19 protein-coding genes are annotated in these 20,258 nt (G+C 60.8%); 8 read left to right on the forward strand and 11 right to left on the reverse strand.

What is annotated here, in order from left to right:
- Window positions 1-61: 61 nt before the first annotated feature.
- Entirely contained in the window at window positions 62-1,720 is a 1,659-nt protein-coding gene (locus tag E4P01_RS02505; protein ID WP_216090516.1) for a BBE domain-containing protein, read from the forward strand.
- 35 nt (window positions 1,721-1,755) lie between these two features.
- On the opposite strand, the gene E4P01_RS02510 is transcribed toward E4P01_RS02505, so the two are convergent.
- The 6 genes from E4P01_RS02510 to E4P01_RS02535 form a co-directional block, all read right to left on the reverse strand.
- Window positions 1,756-3,060, reverse strand: coding sequence for an MFS transporter (locus E4P01_RS02510; RefSeq protein ID WP_216090515.1), 1,305 nt, complete (start codon window positions 3,058-3,060; stop codon window positions 1,756-1,758).
- A gap of 84 nt (window positions 3,061-3,144) precedes the next feature.
- Entirely contained in the window at window positions 3,145-4,293 is a 1,149-nt protein-coding gene (gene dgoD, locus E4P01_RS02515; RefSeq protein ID WP_005783400.1) for a galactonate dehydratase, read from the reverse strand.
- A gap of 48 nt (window positions 4,294-4,341) precedes the next feature.
- Entirely contained in the window at window positions 4,342-4,962 is a 621-nt protein-coding gene (locus E4P01_RS02520) for a 2-dehydro-3-deoxy-6-phosphogalactonate aldolase (protein ID WP_216090514.1), read from the reverse strand.
- A gap of 1 nt (window position 4,963) precedes the next feature.
- Complete coding sequence (locus tag E4P01_RS02525; RefSeq protein WP_216090513.1) at window positions 4,964-5,923, reverse strand: 2-dehydro-3-deoxygalactonokinase; 960 nt, start codon at window positions 5,921-5,923, stop codon at window positions 4,964-4,966.
- A gap of 176 nt (window positions 5,924-6,099) precedes the next feature.
- Window positions 6,100-6,426: a DOPA 4,5-dioxygenase family protein gene (locus E4P01_RS02530; protein WP_078822701.1), complete on the reverse strand. Its 327-nt coding sequence runs from the start codon at window positions 6,424-6,426 to the stop codon at window positions 6,100-6,102.
- Between the two features lie 30 nt (window positions 6,427-6,456).
- Complete coding sequence (locus tag E4P01_RS02535; protein ID WP_032878587.1) at window positions 6,457-7,407, reverse strand: LysR family transcriptional regulator; 951 nt, start codon at window positions 7,405-7,407, stop codon at window positions 6,457-6,459.
- Between the two features lie 103 nt (window positions 7,408-7,510).
- On the opposite strand from E4P01_RS02535, the gene betC reads away from it, so the two are divergent.
- The 3 genes from betC to E4P01_RS02550 all read left to right on the forward strand — a co-directional run bounded on the left by betC (window position 7,511) and on the right by E4P01_RS02550 (window position 11,686).
- Entirely contained in the window at window positions 7,511-9,025 is a 1,515-nt protein-coding gene (betC, locus tag E4P01_RS02540; RefSeq protein ID WP_005783394.1) for a choline-sulfatase, read from the forward strand.
- 18 nt (window positions 9,026-9,043) lie between these two features.
- The gene (gene choX / locus E4P01_RS02545) at window positions 9,044-9,958 is read left to right on the forward strand and encodes a choline ABC transporter substrate-binding protein (protein WP_216090512.1); all 915 of its coding nucleotides are present in this window, start codon (window positions 9,044-9,046) and stop codon (window positions 9,956-9,958) included.
- Window positions 9,959-10,117: 159 nt separating this feature from the next.
- Window positions 10,118-11,686: a SulP family inorganic anion transporter gene (locus E4P01_RS02550; protein WP_078822699.1), complete on the forward strand. Its 1,569-nt coding sequence runs from the start codon at window positions 10,118-10,120 to the stop codon at window positions 11,684-11,686.
- Window positions 11,687-11,692: 6 nt separating this feature from the next.
- On the opposite strand, the gene aroE is transcribed toward E4P01_RS02550, so the two are convergent.
- Together aroE and hemF are read right to left on the reverse strand one after the other, a co-directional pair.
- The gene (gene aroE / locus E4P01_RS02555; RefSeq protein WP_032878592.1) at window positions 11,693-12,511 is read right to left on the reverse strand and encodes a shikimate dehydrogenase; all 819 of its coding nucleotides are present in this window, start codon (window positions 12,509-12,511) and stop codon (window positions 11,693-11,695) included.
- On the reverse strand, window positions 12,511-13,443 hold the full coding sequence (gene hemF / locus E4P01_RS02560) for an oxygen-dependent coproporphyrinogen oxidase (RefSeq protein WP_032878593.1): 933 nt from the start codon (window positions 13,441-13,443) through the stop codon (window positions 12,511-12,513). The genes aroE and hemF overlap by 1 nt, the downstream gene beginning before the upstream one ends.
- Before the next feature lie 177 nt (window positions 13,444-13,620).
- Here hemF and E4P01_RS02565 point away from each other — a divergent pair, with 177 nt between their 5' ends.
- Window positions 13,621-14,598 (forward strand): quinone oxidoreductase, encoded by a 978-nt coding sequence (locus E4P01_RS02565; protein WP_032878594.1) that lies wholly within the window; start codon window positions 13,621-13,623, stop codon window positions 14,596-14,598.
- 94 nt (window positions 14,599-14,692) lie between these two features.
- Here the strand turns inward: E4P01_RS02565 and E4P01_RS02570 are convergent, their stop codons facing one another.
- From E4P01_RS02570 to E4P01_RS02580, 3 genes are all read right to left on the reverse strand, one after another.
- Window positions 14,693-15,250 carry an L-threonylcarbamoyladenylate synthase gene (locus E4P01_RS02570; RefSeq protein ID WP_032878595.1) on the reverse strand — a complete coding sequence of 186 codons (558 nt, stop codon included), beginning with the start codon at window positions 15,248-15,250 and terminating at the stop codon, window positions 14,693-14,695.
- A gap of 77 nt (window positions 15,251-15,327) precedes the next feature.
- On the reverse strand, window positions 15,328-16,428 hold the full coding sequence (gene dprA, locus E4P01_RS02575) for a DNA-processing protein DprA (RefSeq protein WP_216090511.1): 1,101 nt from the start codon (window positions 16,426-16,428) through the stop codon (window positions 15,328-15,330).
- A gap of 63 nt (window positions 16,429-16,491) precedes the next feature.
- On the reverse strand, window positions 16,492-17,268 hold the full coding sequence (locus tag E4P01_RS02580; protein WP_078822696.1) for a peptidoglycan-binding protein: 777 nt from the start codon (window positions 17,266-17,268) through the stop codon (window positions 16,492-16,494).
- A gap of 135 nt (window positions 17,269-17,403) precedes the next feature.
- Here E4P01_RS02580 and def point away from each other — a divergent pair, with 135 nt between their 5' ends.
- From def to rsmB, 3 genes are all read left to right on the forward strand, one after another.
- A complete protein-coding gene (def, locus tag E4P01_RS02585) occupies window positions 17,404-17,910 on the forward strand; it encodes a peptide deformylase (protein ID WP_005783383.1) in 507 nt (168 codons plus the stop codon).
- A gap of 69 nt (window positions 17,911-17,979) precedes the next feature.
- Complete coding sequence (gene fmt / locus E4P01_RS02590; RefSeq protein WP_216090510.1) at window positions 17,980-18,933, forward strand: methionyl-tRNA formyltransferase; 954 nt, start codon at window positions 17,980-17,982, stop codon at window positions 18,931-18,933.
- Window positions 18,930-20,240, forward strand: a complete 1,311-nt coding sequence (gene rsmB / locus E4P01_RS02595; RefSeq protein ID WP_032878600.1) for a 16S rRNA (cytosine(967)-C(5))-methyltransferase RsmB — start codon at window positions 18,930-18,932, stop codon at window positions 20,238-20,240. The genes fmt and rsmB overlap by 4 nt, the downstream gene beginning before the upstream one ends.
- The last annotated feature ends 18 nt before the right edge of the window (window positions 20,241-20,258 follow it).

A 20,258-nucleotide genomic window follows, 5' to 3' on the forward strand; every position in this document is an offset into this window, starting at 1 on the left:
TTGCTTCCCGGTCGTTAAGTTAGTTGCATCAGAAGTCATCCCTGGCTCTCAGGAGTACATCATGGCCTTTGATCTCATTACCTCTTCAGACTCCCGTCACTCAACCTTGCAAAAGGGCTTCAACCTGCGCTGGCCGTTGGGCAATGTGCAGGGTCAGTCTTCGCAAAATGGCGCCAACCTGATCTATCTCTGCCGCAGCCCACAAGACATCATTGACGCCGCCGCGCAGGCATTGGCCCTTCCCGAGGGGCGCATCACCGTACGCAGTGGTGGTCATTGCTACGAAGGCTTTGTCGCCAACAAGATGCCCGACAGTCCACTTGAGGTACTGTCGATTCTGGATATCAGTGCGTTGAACCAGGTGGTCTACGACGCCAGCGGGCAAATCGGCTCCGAGCTGGACCCCAGCGCTGCTGAACGCTATAGCTTTCGCCTGGAAGCCGGCGGACAAAACTGGGATGCCTATGTCGCGTTATACAAGCTGGCCAACAAAACCCTGCCCGGTGGTTCGTGTTATTCAGTGGGCCTTGGCGGACATATTTGCGGGGGCGGCTATGGGCTGCTGTCGCGCAAATATGGACTGGTATGTGACTGGCTCAGCGGTGTGGATATCCTGGTGCCCGACAGCCTTGGCAAAGGCCTCGAACCGCGCCACGTTTCTCGCGACAGCACCAATCAGGACGAACTGGACCTGTTCGCCGCGTGTTGCGGTGCCGGTGGCGGACAGTTCGGCATCATCACCAGCTATTACTTCAAAGACCTGCCACCGGCACCGAAAGAGGTACTGTGGCTGGTGTTGGAATGGGACTGGTCCGTACTGACCAAACCTGCACTCGATAACCTGCTGGTGGCCTATCAATCATGGTTCGCCAGCAATCAAAGCAACACGGACACTTGGGGCCTGGCGACCAAGCTGGAGATGCGCCACCAGCACACAGGCAATGTGACCCTGGGTATTCACTATGTGGACAAGGATGGCGAACTGAACGAGCGAGCCCCTTTCGATGATTTTGTCGACAAGATGCTGACAGCCATCGGGCTACCTGCTACCGAGTCACTGGTGCCGTTTCACGTCATCCATCAGCCGCGTGGTAGCTGCGCGGGACGCACCATCAATTCATTGGAATCCGCCGAGGAAGCTACCCAACGCCTGGATTGGCTGGTATGCCAACAGACATTGAATGGCTCGGGGGACAACCAGCGTGGACGTTATAAGTCGGCTTATCAGAAGGGCGTGTTCAGCCCTCAAGTGCTGGACGCCATCTGGACCACATTGACCTGGCCAGACCCTGATAACCACCTGACACAAAGCCTCATTCAGATTCAGTCTTTCGGCGGCCAGATCAACGCCGCCAGCGAGCCAGTGCGCAGGGAGTCGTCAGCCGCTCAGCGCTCGTCATACCTCAAGTGGCAACCGCAATGTTACTGGCGCGGCGATAGCGCCGCCTCGGATCAAGCCCATGCCGACTGGATCCGAGGGTTGTACTTCAACGCGTTCGCCGATGATCAGGGCGTACCGATCAACGACGAGTTTGAAGGTTGTTACATCAATTACCCCGACCTCGATATGACCTACATCGGTGGCAATCCGGCCAATGGCAAAAACCCACAGTGGTACAAGATCTTCTTTCCCGACCTGATCATCGAAAGCCGCCTGCGGCGTACCAAGCAGCGCTGGGACCCACACAACATTTTCCATAACGAGATGTCGGTGCCGTAATCGCGAAAGAAGGGCGACTCCAAGGTCGCCCTTTTTTACAGCTCGATCCGTTCGACTTTACCTACAAGCAATATGTAGGAAAGTGCTCCCAGCAACGCCAGCACCGCGATGTAAGTAATCGCCGGCGCAAACGACGAACCACTGGCCAGAAAGCCAATCACGATGGGCGTAGCGATTGCCGACAGGTTACCGATGAAGTTGAACACGCCTCCGGTCAGCCCCAGCAACCGCGCAGGCGCCAAGGTCGAAACCAGCGACCAGGTGATCGACGCCAGGCCATTGCCGAAAAATGCCACCGCCAGAAACGCGATGACCCACGCCGTGGAGTCCACGTAGTTGGCACCGATGATCGCCGTGGAAATCAGCAGCCCACTGATGATCGGCAACTTGCGGGCAAAGCCTACCGAGGCACCACGACGGATCAACCAATCGGAAAACACCCCCGAACACAGCACGCCCACAAAAGCGGCCAGGAACGGCAACGACGCCAACAAACCTGACTGGATAAAGTCCATGCCGCGATATTTCACCAGGTACGTCGGGAACCAGGTCAGGAAGAACCATAGCGTAGAGTTCAGGCAAAACTGCCCCAGGTAGATGCCCCAGAGTTTGCGCTTGCTCAGCACGATACCGAGGTCGACCCAACTGAAGGGTGCCTTGGCCGTTTGCGCCTGCATGTCCACCAGCCCACCACCGTCACGGATCAACTGGATTTCAGCCTCATTGGCGCCTTTGAAATCTTTGGGCTCGCGATACACCGCGTACCAGATCGCGGCCCACAGGATGCCGACGCCACCGGTAACGACAAACACCATGTGCCAGCCGTACTGGTGTTGCAGCCAAGCCAGTACCGGGGTGAGGAACGCCAGGCCGACAAATTGCCCGGAGGTGTAGACGCCAATTGCAGTGGCGCGCTCGCGCTCGGGAAACCAGGTGGTGACCACACGGCTGTTGATGGGATAGGCCGGTGCCTCCAACGCGCCAACGGCCATGCGCAACACGAACAACGCGATAAAGCTGGCGGCGAAACCGAGCATCACGGTGGCAATCGACCACAGCAGCAGGGCGGCCGTATACAGAATGCGCGGCGGCACCCGGTCTACCAGCCAGCCGCCGGGGATTTGCATGGCCGCGTAAGTCCAGCCGAAGGCGGAGAAAATAAGCCCGACCTGCACCGGGTCGATCCCCAGTTCGCTGGTCAGCGCAGGCGCAGCAATCGACAGGTTGCTGCGGTCGAGGTAGTTGATCACCACGGTGATGAACAGCAGCACCATGATGAAAAAGCGCTTTCGGCTGGGCGTGACTAAGGGTGCCTGCCCGGTGAGGGATTCAGGGTGCATGGGGTGCCTCTTTTTATGTTTGTTGAGGACAAAACGTGTTGAAGGAACGCGGTCAATGTGGGAGCGCATTCCTTCAGATAAAAATCACCACTCGGCAAAACTGCCATCGGCGTGGCGCCAGATCGGATTGCGCCAGCGATGGCCGATAGCCGCGCGCTCAATCACATATTCCTCGTTGATCTCGATGCCCAGGCCCGGGCCGTTGGGGATCTTCACAAAGCCCTGGTCATAGTCGAACACGCCCGGGTCGCGCACGTAGTCGAGCAGGTCGTTGCTTTCGTTATAGTGGATACCCAGGCTTTGCTCCTGGATAAATGCGTTGTAGCAAGCCGCATCCAGTTGCAGGCACGCTGCCAGGGCAATCGGGCCCAGCGGACAGTGCAGGGCCAGGGCCACGTCGTAGGCTTCGGCCATGTTGGCGATCTTGCGGGTTTCGGTAATCCCGCCTGCGTGGGAGGCGTCCGGCTGGATGATGTCGACGTAGCCTTCGCTGAGCACACGCTTGAAATCCCAACGCGAAAACAGGCGCTCGCCCAGGGCAATCGGCGTACTGGTCAGCGGCGCCAGTTCTTTCAATGCTTCGTAGTTTTCGCTGAGCACCGGTTCTTCAATGAACATCAGTTTGTAAGGATCAAGCTCTTTCATCAGCACCTTGGCCATGGGCTTGTGCACGCGGCCATGGAAGTCGACGCCGATACCGACGTTAGGGCCCACCGCATCGCGCACGGCAGCGACATTGGCCAGTGCCAGGTCGACTTTGTCGAAGCTGTCGAGGAACTGCAGTTCTTCGGTGCCGTTCATTTTCACCGCAGTGAAGCCACGAGCCACGGCCTCTTTGGCTGCACGGGCAGTGTCGGCGGGGCGGTCGCCACCGATCCACGAGTACACGCGAATCTTGTCACGCACCTGGCCGCCCAGCAGATCGCTGACCGAGACGCCCAGCGCCTTGCCTTTGATGTCCCACAACGCCTGGTCGATACCGGCGAGGGCGCTCATGTGCACGGCACCGCCGCGATAGAACCCGCCGCGATAGAGCACCGTCCAGATATCTTCGATATTGCGTGGGTCTTTGCCGATCAGGTAGTCGGACAGTTCTTCGACGGCGGCGGCCACTGTGTGAGCGCGGCCTTCGACCACGGGCTCACCCCAGCCAGTCACGCCCTGGTCGGTTTCGACCTTGAGGAAGCACCAGCGCGGCGGGACGATAAAGGTCGTCAATTTGGTGATTTTCATCTCTTGTCTCTCTTATGGATGCAGCGCCTGCGGGCGCGGAACTTGCTATCAGCTCAGGGCTTTCCAGGCGGCGACATAAGCCTGGGCACGGCTCGCGACCTGATCCACTGTCATTCCCGGCTTGAACAAGCCGGAGCCCAACCCGAACCCTTTCGCGCCGGCGTCGATAAACACCTGCATGTTGTCCGGCGTAACACCGCCTACCGGCAGCAGCAGCGTGCCCGCCGGCAATACCGCCAGCCACGCCTTGATCACCGAAGGACCGATCTGCTCGGCCGGGAACAGCTTCAATACGTCGGCGCCTTCGGCCAGTGCGGCAAACGCCTCGGTTGGCGTCGCCACGCCAGGCGACAAGTACAGGCCTGCGGCCTTGGCGGCGCGCAGTACTTTGGCATCGCTATGGGGCATGACAATCACTTGGCCACCAGCCGCCTTCACCTGCTCGACCTGTTCAGGCGTCAACACCGTGCCGGCGCCGATCAGGCAATCGGCGGGCAGGCTGTGGCGCAGGGTGCGAATGCTGGTGTACGGCTCCGGCGAATTGAGCGGGACTTCGATCACACGAAAACCCGCGTCGTACAGCACCTGGCCGATGGCCTGGGCTTCGTCCGGGCGTATGCCACGCAGGATTGCGATCAAACCGTTTTGCGCGAGTGCTTGCTTGAGCATGTCAGGCCTCCGTTACAGGTTGAGTGAGCCCAGCCGCCACGGCCAATTGCCACAGGCCGCGCTCGGTGGCTTCCTGCGCCAGGCTGACGTGGGCGAAGCCGCAAAGGGCCAGAGCGCGTTGATAGCGGGCGCAGAGTGGGGCGGCGCCAACCAGGATGATCGGCTTGGTTTTGGCGCTGTCTGGCAAACCGGCGAGTTCGTGGCCGATCAACAGGCCGGACAGGTAGTCGGGCTGCTGGTTGGGTGCAAGCTCAGCCGTCAGGCCCAGGGTACGGGCACTGAACAAGGTCGACAGCACGCCACGCCTGCCATCCTTTGAAAGCGCCACGTGCACGCCACGGTCAAAGGCCTCGGCCTGGAATTGTTCGCTCGGCTGCTGAGTGCGGCCCAGGATGCTGTGCTTGCTCAATACCGCGAACAGTTCACCGGTCATGAAGGTGTCGAAATGCGTAATGCGGCCTTCACTCACCTCGACCCATTTAGAGTGGCTGCCGGGCAACCCGATCAACACTTGGGCCCCAAGCCCCTGCAGCACGCCGAGTACCTGGGTTTCTTCGCCGCGCATCACATTGGGTAAACCCGCTTGCTCGATCACCCCCGGCACAATATGCACATCCACCCCGCGCAGGCTGCGCACGCGGTGCAACGCCAAGCCCAGGCTGGCGACATCCACAGGCGTGGCGCAATAAGCCGCCTCGCTCCAACCCTGCGCGCTGCCAACCATACCGCAGGCAATCACTGGCAATTCAGGCTGGGCGTCGAGCCAATCGCCGCAAGCGCTATCGAACGCCAACTCGAAGCCGTCAGTGCAATGAATACCGTTGATGTCCCGTGGCTCGCAGGGCAAATGCATGATGCCCCAGGCTTGCGCGCGCTGTTCCAGCACAACGCCCGCCGAGCCGAGTTTGTAAGCACGAAGGGAGCTGGTCCCCCAATCGAGCGCGATCAATTGCGCCTGCATCGCTTCACCTGAAATGAGTGGGTGCTGAAAAAAGCAGATGGGCGAATATAAACCTACGCGCCGGAATATCTCAATATATAAATATCAATCCCACATAATGAGACGAAGCAAGATTAATCCTACACCGTTCCCTGTTTTTACTTAGGGAAAGGCAAGGCGTTATCTGATAAGGAAAGTTAAAAAACCGACAGATTCAGCTCGCGCATCGCACCCATCCAGATCGCGTAGTCGGTGTGGTCCTTCAGGTCATCGCCGGTTTCAGGGTGCAGGAAGACCACCAGGCCATCGCGGTGCAGCGCCAGCCACGGCAACACCACGCCGATGTATTCCGGCTCGAATGCCAGCTGGCAGCTCCAATCCGGATGCGGGCCCACCGGCCGCTCATGCACACGGCCCATGCGCAACGGGAACAGCCTGGCGGCGTCCTCACACAGCGTGCGCGCCTGGTCGATGGTGCTGGCGTCGAAGTAGATATGGGCGTGATAGCCCTTGATACGTTGCATGACGGACTCCGGATCCACGATGTGCCGATCCTAGACCGCAATCGAAGGCAGGGCCAGCCCGGTCAACGACTGCGCACTGCTGGCCTGTTCCGCCATCAGCCATTGGACAAAACGCTCAACCAACTGCCCGCGGCGTTTGCGCTGGGGTTGCACCACGTAATAACCGAAACGCGAGGTCACCGTGGGGCTGATCGGTCGGCACAGCCAGTTCTGTTCCAGCAGGTTATCCACCAAATGGCGCCAGCCGATGGCAACGCCCTGGCCGGCAATCGCAGCCTGAATCAGCAAGGTGTAGTTGTCGAAGCGCAATTGCCCGGGAGTTGGCGCAGCGGATATACCCAATTGGCGGAACACCCCGCTCCAGTCGAACCATTGGCTGTTGTTTTCCTGACGCAGGTGCAGCAACGGGTACTCGGGCAAGGATTGCACCGTCATCGGCGCGGCCTGAGCCTTGAGCCACTGCGGGCTGCATACCGGGAACACTTCCTCATTGAACAACCACAGGCTGTCGCCCTGCTTGAAACGGCCATCGCCGAACAGCACCGCCACATCGATATCGCTGCGCAGGCTGGCGTGGTTGCGCTCACTGGTAACCAGGCTCACATCCACCTGCGGGTTGGCCTGGTGAAAGCGATGCAGGCGCGGCATCAGCCAATAGGCGGCGAAGGCGAAGTCGGTAGCCACTTGCAGTACTTCGTGCTGGTCCTGTTGGGTGATGGTGCTGAGCCCTTGATTGATGCTTTGCAGGGCGCCCTGTACGTGCTCGAACAACAGCACGCCGGCGTCGGTCAGTTCGATACCGCGATAGATGCGGTCAAACAGGCGGATTGCCAGTTGTTCTTCAAGACGCTTGATCTGCTGGCTGACCGCCGGCTGGGTGGTGCCAAGCTCCATCGCCGCGGCGGTAAAACTGCGGTGGCGCGCCGCCGCTTCGAAGGCTCGCAGCAGATCGAGAGAGAGGTTACCCAGCGCTTCATACATAAGCTGTCGTTATCCTAGGCATTGCTTGTCATGGGCTTTACCCTGATTTCCATGGGCCGCATTCTCATTGGCATAAACACTTACTATGGAATGCCGAGAAACCATGAAGCGCAAGAACATTCTTTTCATCATGGCCGATCAAATGGCCGCGCCCATGCTGCCGTTCTACGGGCCTTCCTCGATCAAGCTGCCCAACCTCAGCCGCCTCGCCGCCCAAGGCGTGGTATTCGAGGCCGCCTATTGCAACAGTCCGTTGTGTGCGCCTTCGCGCTTCACTCTGGTCAGCGGCCAGTTGCCGAGCAAGATCGGCGCCTACGACAACGCTGCCGATTTCCCCGCCGATGTGCCGACCTATGCCCACTACCTGCGTCGCCTCGGCTACCGCACCGCGTTGTCGGGCAAGATGCATTTCTGCGGCCCCGACCAGTTGCACGGCTATGAAGAACGCCTGACCAGCGATATCTACCCCGCGGATTATGGCTGGGCGGTGAATTGGGATGAGCCCGACGTACGCCCCACCTGGTACCACAACATGTCTTCGGTGCTGCAAGCGGGCCCGTGCGTGCGCACCAACCAGCTGGACTTCGACGAGGAGGTGGTGTTCAAGGCGCAGCAATACCTGTTCGATCATATCCGCGAGGACGGTGATCGGCCCTTCTGCCTGACCGTATCGATGACCCATCCCCACGACCCTTACACCATTCCCAAGCCGTTCTGGGACCTGTACGACGACGCCGACATCCCTTTGCCTGCAACGCCGGCGCAAGCAGAGCTGGACCCACACTCCCAGCGTCTGCTCAAGGTCTATGACTTGTGGGATAAACCGCTGCCTGTGGACAAGATCCGCGATGCCCGTCGCGCCTACTTCGGTGCGTGCAGTTACATCGACAGCAATGTCGGCAAACTCCTGCAAACCCTGGAAGACACCGGCCTGGCTGACGACACCCTGATCATCTTCTCCGGCGACCACGGTGACATGCTCGGCGAGCGTGGCCTCTGGTACAAAATGCACTGGTTTGAAATGGCCGCCCGCGTGCCGCTGCTGATCAGCGCGCCGGGCCAATTCGCGGCTGGGCGGGTCACTCAGGCCGTGTCCACCGCCGACCTGCTGCCGACCCTGGTGGAGCTGGCCGGCGGCGAGCTGGACCCGCACTTGCCGTTGGACGGTCGCTCTCTGGTCCCGCACTTGCAAGGGCAGGGCGGGCATGACGAAGTGTTTGGCGAATACATGGCCGAAGGCACCATCAGCCCATTGATGATGATTCGCCGGGGCGCCTACAAATTTATCTACAGCGAAGACGACCCTTGCCTACTGTTTGATGTGCGCAACGACCCGCACGAGCGGGAGAACCTCAGCCTGTCAGCAGAACATCGCTCGCTGTTCGAGGCCTTTTTGCATGAGGCGCGGGCCAAATGGGACATCCCGGCGATCCATCAGCAAGTGCTTGCCAGCCAGCGTCGCCGCCGCCTGGTGTTTGAGGCACTGACTCAAGGCACGCTCAAGAGCTGGGACCACCAGCCACAGGTGGATGCCAGTCAGCAGTACATGCGCAACCATATCGACCTCGACGACCTGGAGCGCAAGGCACGTTATCCACAACCCTGCCAAAACCAATAAGCAGACAGAGGGAAGGCCATGCAAAAGTTGACCGTGGTACTGAGCATATTGGCGCTGGGCAGCGCCAATGTGTACGCAGACGCTCGCTGTGAAACGGTAAAGATGGCCGATCCAGGCTGGAGCGACATTGCCGCCACCAATGCCATTACCGGCTTTTTGCTGATGGGCATGGGCTACAAAGCCAAGGTCGATACCCTGGCGGTGCCGATCACCTTTGGCGGGCTCAAGGACGGCCAGGTGGATGTGTTTCTCGGCAACTGGATGCCGGCGCAACAAGGTTTTTATGACAAGTTCGTGGCCAACGGCGATGTGGTGCAACTGGCGAAGAACCTCGACGGCACCGAGTTCACCCTCGCGGTGCCGGACTACGTATGGGACGCCGGCGTACGTGACTTTGCCGACCTGAACAAGTTTGCCGACAAGTTCGACAAGAAGATCTACGGCATCGGCTCCGGCGCGCCGGCAAATATCTCGTTGCAGGAGATCATCAAAAAGAATGACTTCGACCTGGGCCAGTGGAAGCTGATCGAATCCAGCGAGCAGGCGATGCTCGCCGAGGTGTCGCGAGCGGTGAAGAAACAGCGCTTCGTCACCTTCCTCGGCTGGACGCCGCACCCGATGAACGTGCAGTTGAAGATGCATTACCTCAAGGGCGGCGAGCAGTATTTTGGCGCCACCGGTAGCGTGTATACCTTGACCCGCAAGGGTTACGCCCAAGCCTGCCCGAATGTCGCCAAACTGCTGACCAACCTGAGTTTCACCCAGGAGATGGAGAACGGCATCATGGCGCAGGTGGCCAACAACAAGGTCAGCAATGCCGAGGCGGCCAAAGCGTGGATCAAGGCCAACCCCGCGGTGCTGGACAAGTGGCTCGACGGCGTGAAAACCCTGGATGGCCAGGATGCGTTGCCCGCGGTCAAAGCCCAACTCTAAGATGCGCCTGGATCCAAATGTGGGAGGGGGCTTGCCCCCGATGACGGCCTATCAGCTATGAATGTATTGGCTGAAACACCGCTATCGGGAGCAAGCCCCCTCCCACAGGGAGCCGGTGTGTACTGATACTCTAAGCCAAACCTTCTACCCGAGCCTGCGATGCCCCGGCCCAACCGCCACACACTCTTCCCCTTCCTCAGCTGGCTCCCGCGCCAAACCCGCGCCAGCGTCGGCCGGGATGCGATCGTCGGCCTCAGTGGCGCCGTACTGGCCCTGCCACAGTCGATTGCCTACGCACTGATCGCCGGCCTGCCACCGGAATACGGGCTCTACGCGGCGATCATCCCGGTCTTGATCGCTTGCCTGTGGGGCTCTTCCTGGCACCTGATCTGTGGGCCCACGGCGGCGATTTCCATCGTGCTTTACGCCAGTATCAGCCCATTGGCCGTGCCAGGTTCCCAGGACTACATCACCCTCATCCTGTTGCTGACCTTCCTCGCCGGGGTGTTCCAGTGGTTGCTCGGCCTTCTGCGCTTTGGCGCGCTGGTGAATTTTGTCTCCCATTCGGTGGTGCTGGGTTTCACCCTGGGCGCCGCGGTGGTGATTGCCCTGGGGCAGTTGCCGAACCTGCTGGGGCTGGACTTGCCGAGCCAGGCCACCGCCCTCAACAGCCTGCTGGCGCTGGTCGACCATGGCGGTGAGTGGGATCGTGCGTCCGTGATCCTCGGGCTCGGCACTTTGCTGGTGGGCGCGCTGCTCAAGTCTCTGGTGCCACGCTGGCCGACGCTGTTGATCGCTTTAGTCTTGGGTAGCCTGACGGCATGGCTGTGGCCGACGATGTTCGGGCATGTGGCGCTGGTCAGTTCGTTTATCGGCCAGTTGCCGCCGTTCAGTCCATTGCCGATGGACCTGGACCTGGTACTGCGCCTGTTGCCCAGCGCGGTGGCGGTGGGGATGCTGGGGTTGGTGACCAGCCTGTCGATTGCACGCTCACTGTCGGCTCGCTCGCAACAATTACTCGACGCCAACCAGGAAGTGCGCGCCCAGGGTTTATCCAACATCGTTGGCGGATTTTTCTCCGGCTACCTGTCAGCCGGTTCGTTCACCCGTTCGGGCCTCAGTTACGAGGCGGGTGCTTGTTCGCCCCTGGCTGGGGTGTTTTCCGCGCTGTGGGTGGCGTTATTTGCGTTGTTCGGCGCGACGTTGATCGCGCATATTCCCATCCCCAGCATGGCCGCCAGCATCCTGCTGATTTGCTGGGGTTTGGTGGATCATCGAGGGATTCGTGCTTTGTTTCGTGTCAGCCGCGCCGAATTCGTGGTGATGGGCCTGACGTGTGTCGCCACCTTGCTGCTGGAGCTACAAACGGCGATTTATGCCGGGGTGTTGGCATCGCTGTTTTTCTACCTCAAGCGCACTTCGCAACCACGGGTTCAGCAATGGCGCGATGGGGACGAGGATGTATTACGAGTGGGTGGCTCGATCTTTTTTGGCGCCAGCCATTACCTGCAAGTACGCCTGCAAAGTCTGCAGGGCACACGGGTGGTGATCGAAGCGCAGCAGATCAATTTTATCGACTACTCCGGGGTGGAGATGCTGCATCAGGAGGCGCGACGGTTGGCGCGGTTGGGGCGTAGCCTGACCTTGCGTGGGGCCAGGCCGCAAGTAATCGAAGAGTTAAGAAAACTGGAAGGGGCCAAGAGTTGCCCCCTCCATTTCCAAGATTGAACACGATCAGGCCAATTGACGGCGTAGTTCGGCTAACACCGGTGCTGAATCAGGGCGCACACCACGCCACAGGAAGAAGGCTTCCGCTGCCTGCTCCACCAGCATCCCCAAACCATCCATCGCCACCACAGCGCCGTGTTCCGCAGCCCAGCGGCAGAACGCGGTAGGTTCCTTGGCGTACATCATGTCGTAGCAGAACGTCTTGCCCGGCTCGATCAGGCTGCCGGCAATCGGCGGTACATCGCCTGACAGGCTGGCGGACGTGGCATTGATGATCACGTCCACCGGCTCACGTAGCCAGTCGAAACCACTGGCAGACACCGGGCCCAGGTCGTCGAACAGCTCAGCGAGCAGCTCGGCCTTTTCCACGGTGCGGTTGGCAATGATCAACGAAGAGGGTTGCTGTGCCAGCAACGGCTCAAGTGCACCGCGCACCGCGCCACCGGCTCCCAACAACAGGATGCGTTTGCCTTGCAGGTTCAGCCCGGCGTTGACCGTCAGGTCGCGCACCAGGCCGGCGCCGTCGGTGTTGTCTCCCAACAACGTACCGTCCGCCAGTTTGCTCAGGGTGTTCACGGCTCCAGCGCGCTGGGCGCGTTCGGTCAAGGTATCGGCCAAACGATAGGCGTCTTCCTTGAACGGCACGGTCACGTTGGCGCCACGGCCCTGGCGAAAAAACTCACGGGCGCAGTGGGTGAAATCCTCCAACGGCGCGAGCAACGTGCTGTAGTCCAGTTGTTCGCCGGTCTGCTCGGCGAACATACGGTGGATCAGCGGCGATTTACTGTGGCCGATGGGGTTGCCGAACACGACATAACGGTCCATCACACCGCCGCCTTGGCTGCAACGACGCCGAGCCAGTCGCGGTCTTGCAGGAAATAATCGGTGAGGCGCGCCTCCTCGCTACCGGCCTCGGCCTTCCAGTCGTAGCTCCAACGGACCTGGGGCGGCAGCGACATCAGGATCGATTCTGTACGCCCGCCCGACTGCAGACCGAACAGGGTGCCACGGTCATAGACCAGGTTGAACTCGACGTAGCGGCCCCGGCGGAACTCCTGGAACTGACGCTGCTGCTCGGTATACGCCATGGCCTTGCGACGTTGCACAATCGGCAGGTAGGCATCGATATAGGCATCGCCGATGGCACGGATAAAGGCGAAACAGGTGTCGAAGCCCCATTCGTTCAAGTCATCGAAGAACAGGCCACCGATACCGCGAGGTTCATTGCGATGCTTGATGTGGAAATAGGCGTCGCACCAGGCTTTATAGCGTGCGTACACGTCCGGGCCAAAGGGCGCACAAGCTTGCTCGGCCACACGGTGCCAGTGGACGCAGTCTTCTTCGTTGCCGTAATACGGGGTCAAGTCAAAGCCGCCACCGAACCACCACACCGGTTCTTCGCCTTCTTTTTCAGCGATGAAAAAGCGCACATTGGCGTGGGATGTCGGCACATGCGGGTTATGCGGATGAATCACCAGTGACACGCCCAAGGCTTCAAACCCCCGACCAGCCAGCTCAGGCCGATGGGCACTGGCGGACGGTGGCAAACCGCTGCCAAACACGTGGGAAAAGTTAACGCCGCCTTTTTCGATCACCGAACCGTTCTCGATCACACGGGTGCGACCGCCACCACCGGCAGGCCGGGTCCAGGCGTCTTCGATAAAGCGAGCGTCCGTCTCGAAGGTTTCCAGGGCGTTGCAAATGCGATCTTGCAGGTCAAGCAGGTAGGCTTTAACGGCCTCGGTGCGGGTAGTCATGGCATCACCTTGAATCGGGCAAAGCTACGCGAGGCCATTGGGCGTCGGCGGCAAATGGGCGCACAGGATACCACTGCGCCCACATGCCACTGCACTTAGGTGCGCGGCAGTTGACGAAGATCAAGCTTAGGAGTCCGATAGGGGGCTACGCAGATTCGAACCCAAGGAGAAGTGCAGATGGCCAAACGTATCCAGTTCAGCGCCCACGGCGGCCCCGAAGTACTTGAGTATGTGGACTACACGCCAGCGGAGCCTGGCCCACAACAGGTGCGGGTGCGTAACGAGGCCATCGGTCTGAACTTCATCGACACCTATTTTCGCAGTGGCCTCTACGCACCGCCCGCGCTGCCATCCGGCCTGGGCGCTGAAGGCGCTGGTGTCGTCGATGCCGTGGGCAGTGAAGTCACCCAGTTCAAAGTCGGCGACCGCGTGGCCTACGGCAGCGGCCCGCTGGGTGCCTACAGCGAGTTGCATGTGTTGCCCGCCGCCAACCTGGTGCACCTGCCGGATGACATCAGTTTCGAGCAGGCCGCCGGGGCCATGCTCAAGGGCCTGACCGTGCAATACCTGTTGCGCCAGACCTACGAATTGAAAGGCGGCGAAACCATCCTGTTCCACGCGGCTGCCGGTGGCGTGGGCTCCCTGGCCTGCCAATGGGCCAAGGCCCTGGGCGTGAAGCTGATCGGCACCGTGAGTTCGCCGGAAAAGGCCGCCCTGGCCAAATCCCTCGGCGCCTGGGAAACCATCGACTACAGCAAGGAGAATGTCGCACAACGTGTGCTGGAATTGACTGACGGTAAAAAGGTGCCGGTGGTGTACGACGGCGTCGGCAAGGACACCTGGCTGACCTCTCTGGACAGCGTGGCGCCACGGGGTTTGGTCGTAAGCTTTGGCAACGCGTCGGGCGCGGTGGACGGGGTGAACCTGGGCATTCTGTCGGCCAAGGGCTCGCTGTACGTGACCCGCCCGACGCTGGCGACCTACGCCAACAATCCGGCGAACTTGCAGGCGATGGCGGACGATCTGTTTTCGATGATCAAGAGCGGCAAGGTGCGCATTGATATCAACCAGCGCTACCCGCTGGCGGATGCGGCCAAAGCGCAGACCGAGTTGTCGGCGCGACGCACGACTGGCTCAACCATTCTGTTGCCTTGAGTGCGTCATCGCAGGCAAGCCAGCTCCCACATTTGACCGCGATGACTGATCAAATGTGGGAGCCGGGCTTGCCCGCGATGGCCGTGCCTCGATCTCAGGAGGGACGCACAACCTCACCTGTCACCAGGTCCCGAATCAGGCTTGGGTTCTTGCGCCCACCCAGCGCGCCACCCAACACCAAGTCCACTTGCCCGCGGAAATACTGCTCCACGCGAATACGCGTGCGTGCCGCCGGGCGCCCCTGAGGGTTGGCCGACGTGGAGATCAACGGCCCGACCTGAGCGCACAAATCCCTCACCAACGGGTGATCAGTGACCCGCAACGCCACAGTGTCATGCATACCGGTGACCCATTCGGGCAACAAGTCCTGGTGGGGCACCAGCCAGGTATTCGGCCCGGGCCAGGTGCTGGCCATGCGATCGATCCAGGTGTCCGGGAAGTCTTCGAACAGGAAGTCGAATTGACGAATGTTGTCCGCTACCAGAATCAGGCCCTTGTCCACCGAGCGGTTCTTGATCGCCAATAGCCGATCCACCGCTTCTTCATTCCACGGGTCGCAACCCAGGCCCCAGACCGCCTCGGTCGGATAGGCAATCACCGCGCCTGCGCGAATTTCCCGTGCGGCTTGCAGCACACGCCACCTGTTGACCATTATTTAATCTCCGGACTAAAGCTCTGGGCAGTTTACCGATCTTCGTTACAAAACCCAGCGCCAAAAACCGGCAGCACCTAAACCTGGCAACGCGCCAGCCAGCGCCCGCTTTCGCAGATGACCTGGCCTTCCAGCTCCAGCTCCGTAAGAGTCGCCAGCACCTGGGACAACGGCCGACCACTGGCAATCGCCAGGGCTTCACTGGTATGCGGCGCAGCATGCAGCAGTGCCACCAGTGGGTGGGTGATCGGCACCGGCGCAGGGCGCGATAACGCCTGCCAACCGCGCAGCGCCTCAAGGATGTGTTCGATGGTTTCCACCAGCACCGCGCCATCACGGATCAGTTGATGGCAACCCTTGGCACCGGGATGGTGAATGGAGCCAGGGATCGCATACACCTCGCGCCCTTGCTCTGCGGCCAGCCGTGCGGTGATCAGCGAACCGCTGGCCATGCTGGCTTCCACCACCAGAACCCCCAGCGAGAGCCCGCTGATAATCCGATTGCGCCGTGGAAAATTACCGGCCTGGGGCCCCGCGTCCAACGGAAACTCAGAAACCACCGCGCTGCCTTGGGCAATCATCGCGGCAGCGAGCTTGCGGTGGCGCTGTGGATAAAAATTTTCCAGCCCGGTGCCAAGCACCCCGACTGTACGACCGCCCACCTCCAGCGCTGCCTGGTGTGCTGCGCCGTCAATGCCCAGCGCCAAACCACTGGTGATGACAAAACCGGCGCTCGCCAGGCTGCGGGAAAACGCGGCGGCCGTGTCCATGCCGGGGCGGGAAGCACGCCGGCTACCGACCATGGCCAACTGTGGTTTTTCCAGAATGCCCGGGTCGCCCGCAACGAATAACAGCGGCGGTGCGTCGTCGATCTGAGCGAGCAAGGCCGGGTACTCAAGTTGGTCCCACATCAGCAAATGCTGGGCCGGACGCTCTAACCAGGCCAATGCCGTACTGGCGCCATCACGGATTTGCGGGCTACGCCGGGCATCGGCGCTGATGGCGGGCAACCCGAGGGAACGCCAGGCACTGGCGGGGGCACTGAGGGCCTTGGAGGCGCAGCCGAACGCTTGGATCAATACGTGAAAACGCTTGGGACCCAGTTCTGGCAGCCTGTGCAAGCGTAGTCGGGCTTCCAGCTCTGCCGGAGAAATTTCGCTACTGTTTATCGGATTCATTTGATCATCCTTGACCGGAACAAGCTGTGGATAACTCTGTTGGTAACTTATTTAGCAGGCTATTTATTGCGCTTGTTGACGGGTCTCGAAACGATCCTTTACAGCCAGCGCGCGTGAAGCACTGAGCACCAAGGCGTAGCTGAGTTTTTCATAGGTGCGAAACACCAGAAGAGTGCCGGCCCGTTCTTCCGGGAGTTGTGTTGGCGTGCCGGTAAGGACGTCTCGCACCGTGGCACCCGCCTTGATCACCGTCAGTAACTGGCCTTCGATCAATCCGTCGCGGCGGCCCTTGTTCAGGGTCACGGCGTCCAGAACACCAATCTGAGTGACGCCCCTGGGGATGTCGATGATGTGCCCTGCGATGAAAGCCGTGGATTTGGCTGACTCCAGGGTGTTCAGCGCGACCGGACGTTGGGCACCAAGCAAGCGGTCACCTGGACGGATTTCCTGGGTAACCCGCTGCACCGCCAGGGTGGTGAGGTCGTCGGCGAGTACAAAGCGTGCGGTGCCGATATCGTCGGCATTGATGCCCAGTAGCTCCTGGGTGCCTGGGTCGGTGTAGACCTTGCCTCGACGAAAGATTCCGTAGCTTGGCTGGGCCGGGTCCAGCTGACCGCGAGCATGCACGCGCTCACCGTTGGCCCCCAGCACGCGACCGCCTTGCGCTGCGACGATATAAGGCGCGTTGTCCAGGTCCTGGGGCGTATCGACAATCCGGTTATGCAGTAAAAAGTGCTGGATGGCCTGTTGCGTCGCGTGATCCAAGCGTTCAGTGGGCTTGGGAATCAACGCCATGGCGACGGGGGCCCACAGCAGCAAGACGAGTAGCGATTTCCTCATGGGGTGAATCTCCTTTATTATGTGCGTTCGCGTGAAATGCCTTGGCCCTCGTGGCTTCTGAGCGTTTCACACCGGCCGTGTGGGTCCATCCCACCGCCGATTGGTCTTTACCTCACATGTGCAGCAATTACGCTTATGGCTATTTTGAACATCCTCGAATTTCCCGACTCGCGCCTGCGCACGATCGCCAAGCCGGTGGCCGTAGTGGACGACAAGGTTCGTCAGTTGGTCGATGACATGTTTGAAACAATGTATGAAGCTCCGGGCATTGGCCTCGCCGCTACCCAGGTCAACGTGCATCTGCGTGTCGTGGTCATGGACCTGTCGGAAGATCGCAGCGAACCCCGGGTGTACATCAACCCCGAGTTCGAACCGCTGACCGATGAGATGGGCGAATACCAGGAAGGCTGCCTGTCGGTGCCGGAGTTCTACGAGAACGTCGAACGCCCGCTGCGCGTGAAGATCAAGGCCCTGGACCGTGACGGCAAGCCTTTTGAGCTGATTGCCGAAGGTCTGTTGGCAGTGTGCATCCAACATGAATGCGACCACCTTAACGGCAAGCTGTTTGTCGATTACCTGTCCACGCTCAAGCGGGACCGGATCAAGAAGAAGCTGGAAAAAAAGCATCGCCAGCAAGCTTGATGCCCTTCTTCCAAAGGCTTGCTGCGGCAAGCCTTTTTCTTTTGTGACTGTTTTTAACCGAGAACTCCCATGACCGAGCCATTGCGCATTGTTTTTGCCGGCACCCCTGAATTCGCCGCCGAACACCTCAAGGCGCTGCTTGCCAGCCCTTATGACATCGTCGCGGTGTACACCCAGCCGGATCGCCCGGCCGGTCGCGGGCAAAAACTGATGCCGAGCCCGGTCAAGCTATTGGCGCTTGAACACAACATAGCGGTGCTGCAACCGCCGACCCTGCGTAACGCCGAAGCCCAGGCCGAACTGGCCGCGCTGAAACCGGACCTGCTGGTGGTGGTGGCCTACGGTTTGATCCTGCCCCAGGCGGTGCTGGATATCCCGCGCCTGGGTTGCATCAACAGCCATGCTTCGCTGCTGCCTCGCTGGCGTGGTGCGGCGCCGATCCAGCGCGCCGTGGAGGCGGGCGACAGCGAAAGCGGCGTGACCGTGATGCGCATGGAGGCGGGCCTGGACACCGGACCGATGCTGCTCAAGGTCACCACCCCGATCACCGCGCAAGACACCGGTGGCAGCCTGCACGACCGCCTTGCCGAAATGGGCCCACCTGCCGTGATCCAGGCCATCGCCGGCCTCACAGCAGGCACCCTGGAAGGCGAGGTACAGGACGACAGCCTGGCCACCTACGCGCACAAATTGAACAAAGACGAAGCGCGCCTCGACTGGAGCCGCCCGGCCGTGGAGCTGGAGCGCCTGGTACGTGCCTTCAACCCATGGCCAATCTGCCATAGCACCCTGAACGGCGAAGCCTTGAAGGTGTTGAACGCGACCCTGGCCGACGGCAAAGGCGCCCCCGGCGAGATTATCGGCGCCAGCAAAGACGGGCTGTTGGTCGCTTGCGGTGAGCAGGCGCTGTGCCTGACACGTCTGCAATTGCCCGGCGGCAAAGCGCTGAACTTCAGCGATTTGTTCAATAGCCGCCGTGAGAAATTTGCCTTGGGCACGATCCTCGGGGTGGCCGCTCAATGAACCCACGTCTGGCCGCCGCCAAGGCACTCGCCGCCGTGCTCAACGGCAAAGCTTCGCTGAACAGTTCATTGCCGACACAACTGGATAAGGTCGAAGACCGGGATCGCGGTTTCACCCAAGACCTGGCCTTTGGCACCGCCCGCTGGCAGCCAAGGTTGTCGGCACTGGCAGCCAAGCTGCTGCAAAAACCGTTCAAGGCGGCAGACGCTGATGTCGAGGCGCTGTTGCTGGTGGGCCTGTATCAATTGCTCTACACCCGCGTACCGGCCCACGCCGCCATCGGTGAAACCGTCGGTTGCGCCGACAAGCTGAAAAAGCCCTGGGCCAAGGCCCTGCTCAATGCCGTACTGCGCCGGGCCCAGCGTGAAAGCGAAGCACTGCTGGCCGAGCTGGAACATGATCCGGTGGTGCGCACCGCCCACCCGCGCTGGCTGCAAAAATCCCTGAAAGCCTTCTGGCCCGAGCAATGGGAGGCTATCTGCGCGGCCAACAACGCGCACCCGCCGATGATCCTGCGGGTCAACCGCCGCCACCACAGCCGTGACGCGTACCTGCAATTACTGGCCGACGCGGCCATCAACGCCACCCCGTGCGTGTACAGCACCGACGGCATCGTGCTGGAAGCCGCCACCGATGTACGCAGCCTGCCGGGCTTTGCCGAAGGCTGGATCAGTGTGCAGGACGAGGCCGCGCAATTGGCGGCCGACCTGCTCGATTTGGCCCCCGGCCAGCGCGTACTCGACGCCTGCTGCGCGCCAGGCGGTAAGACCTGTCACATCCTTGAGGTTGAAAAAGACCTGGCCGGTGTAGTGGCTGTGGATCTTGAAGCCAAACGCCTGGTGCGCGTGCGGGAAAACCTTGCACGCCTGGGCCTCAGCGCCGACCTGATCGCCGCCGACGGCCGCGACACAGCGACCTGGTGGGACGGCAAGCCATTCCAGCGCATCCTGCTGGACGCACCTTGCTCCGCCACCGGCGTGATCCGTCGGCACCCGGACATCAAGCTGACCCGCCAGCCCGACGACATCGCCGCCCTCGCGGTGCTGCAAGGCGAATTGCTTGACGCCCTGTGGCCAACCCTGGAAGTCGGCGGCATCCTGCTGTACGCCACCTGCTCCACGCTACCCACCGAAAATACTGAGGTCATCCAAGCCTTCCTCGCCCGCACCAGCGGCGCGCGCGAACTGGACCTCGCTACCAGCGCCGGCATCAAGCAGCCCCACGGCCGCCAACTGCTCGCGCAGGAAGGCGGGCACGATGGCTTCTACTACGCCAAACTGATCAAGATCGCCGCCGCACGCGGCTGAATGGGTTTAAGGGAGTGA

Source organism: Pseudomonas sp. NCIMB 10586, assembly GCF_023127895.1.
GTDB classification, from domain to species: domain Bacteria; phylum Pseudomonadota; class Gammaproteobacteria; order Pseudomonadales; family Pseudomonadaceae; genus Aquipseudomonas; species Aquipseudomonas synxantha_A.

What these genes read in the sequence shown, in the direction of transcription:
- fmt (WP_216090510.1), top strand. Translation starts at nt 17,980, where the DNA reads ATGACCGAGCCATTGCGCATTGTTTTTGCCGGCACCCCTGAATTCGCC.
- hemF (WP_032878593.1), bottom strand. Translation starts at nt 13,443, where the DNA reads ATGACTACCCGCACCGAGGCCGTTAAAGCCTACCTGCTTGACCTGCAA.
- E4P01_RS02565 (WP_032878594.1), top strand. Translation starts at nt 13,621, where the DNA reads ATGGCCAAACGTATCCAGTTCAGCGCCCACGGCGGCCCCGAAGTACTT.
- E4P01_RS02520 (WP_216090514.1), bottom strand. Translation starts at nt 4,962, where the DNA reads ATGCTCAAGCAAGCACTCGCGCAAAACGGTTTGATCGCAATCCTGCGT.
- E4P01_RS02535 (WP_032878587.1), bottom strand. Translation starts at nt 7,407, where the DNA reads ATGTATGAAGCGCTGGGTAACCTCTCTCTCGATCTGCTGCGAGCCTTC.
- aroE (WP_032878592.1), bottom strand. Translation starts at nt 12,511, where the DNA reads ATGGACCGTTATGTCGTGTTCGGCAACCCCATCGGCCACAGTAAATCG.
- E4P01_RS02525 (WP_216090513.1), bottom strand. Translation starts at nt 5,923, where the DNA reads ATGCAGGCGCAATTGATCGCGCTCGATTGGGGGACCAGCTCCCTTCGT.
- E4P01_RS02580 (WP_078822696.1), bottom strand. Translation starts at nt 17,268, where the DNA reads ATGAGGAAATCGCTACTCGTCTTGCTGCTGTGGGCCCCCGTCGCCATG.
- E4P01_RS02550 (WP_078822699.1), top strand. Translation starts at nt 10,118, where the DNA reads ATGCCCCGGCCCAACCGCCACACACTCTTCCCCTTCCTCAGCTGGCTC.
- E4P01_RS02570 (WP_032878595.1), bottom strand. Translation starts at nt 15,250, where the DNA reads ATGGTCAACAGGTGGCGTGTGCTGCAAGCCGCACGGGAAATTCGCGCA.
- E4P01_RS02530 (WP_078822701.1), bottom strand. Translation starts at nt 6,426, where the DNA reads ATGCAACGTATCAAGGGCTATCACGCCCATATCTACTTCGACGCCAGC.
- choX (WP_216090512.1), top strand. Translation starts at nt 9,044, where the DNA reads ATGCAAAAGTTGACCGTGGTACTGAGCATATTGGCGCTGGGCAGCGCC.
- betC (WP_005783394.1), top strand. Translation starts at nt 7,511, where the DNA reads ATGAAGCGCAAGAACATTCTTTTCATCATGGCCGATCAAATGGCCGCG.
- rsmB (WP_032878600.1), top strand. Translation starts at nt 18,930, where the DNA reads ATGAACCCACGTCTGGCCGCCGCCAAGGCACTCGCCGCCGTGCTCAAC.
- dprA (WP_216090511.1), bottom strand. Translation starts at nt 16,428, where the DNA reads ATGAATCCGATAAACAGTAGCGAAATTTCTCCGGCAGAGCTGGAAGCC.
- def (WP_005783383.1), top strand. Translation starts at nt 17,404, where the DNA reads ATGGCTATTTTGAACATCCTCGAATTTCCCGACTCGCGCCTGCGCACG.
- E4P01_RS02505 (WP_216090516.1), top strand. Translation starts at nt 62, where the DNA reads ATGGCCTTTGATCTCATTACCTCTTCAGACTCCCGTCACTCAACCTTG.
- dgoD (WP_005783400.1), bottom strand. Translation starts at nt 4,293, where the DNA reads ATGAAAATCACCAAATTGACGACCTTTATCGTCCCGCCGCGCTGGTGC.
- E4P01_RS02510 (WP_216090515.1), bottom strand. Translation starts at nt 3,060, where the DNA reads ATGCACCCTGAATCCCTCACCGGGCAGGCACCCTTAGTCACGCCCAGC.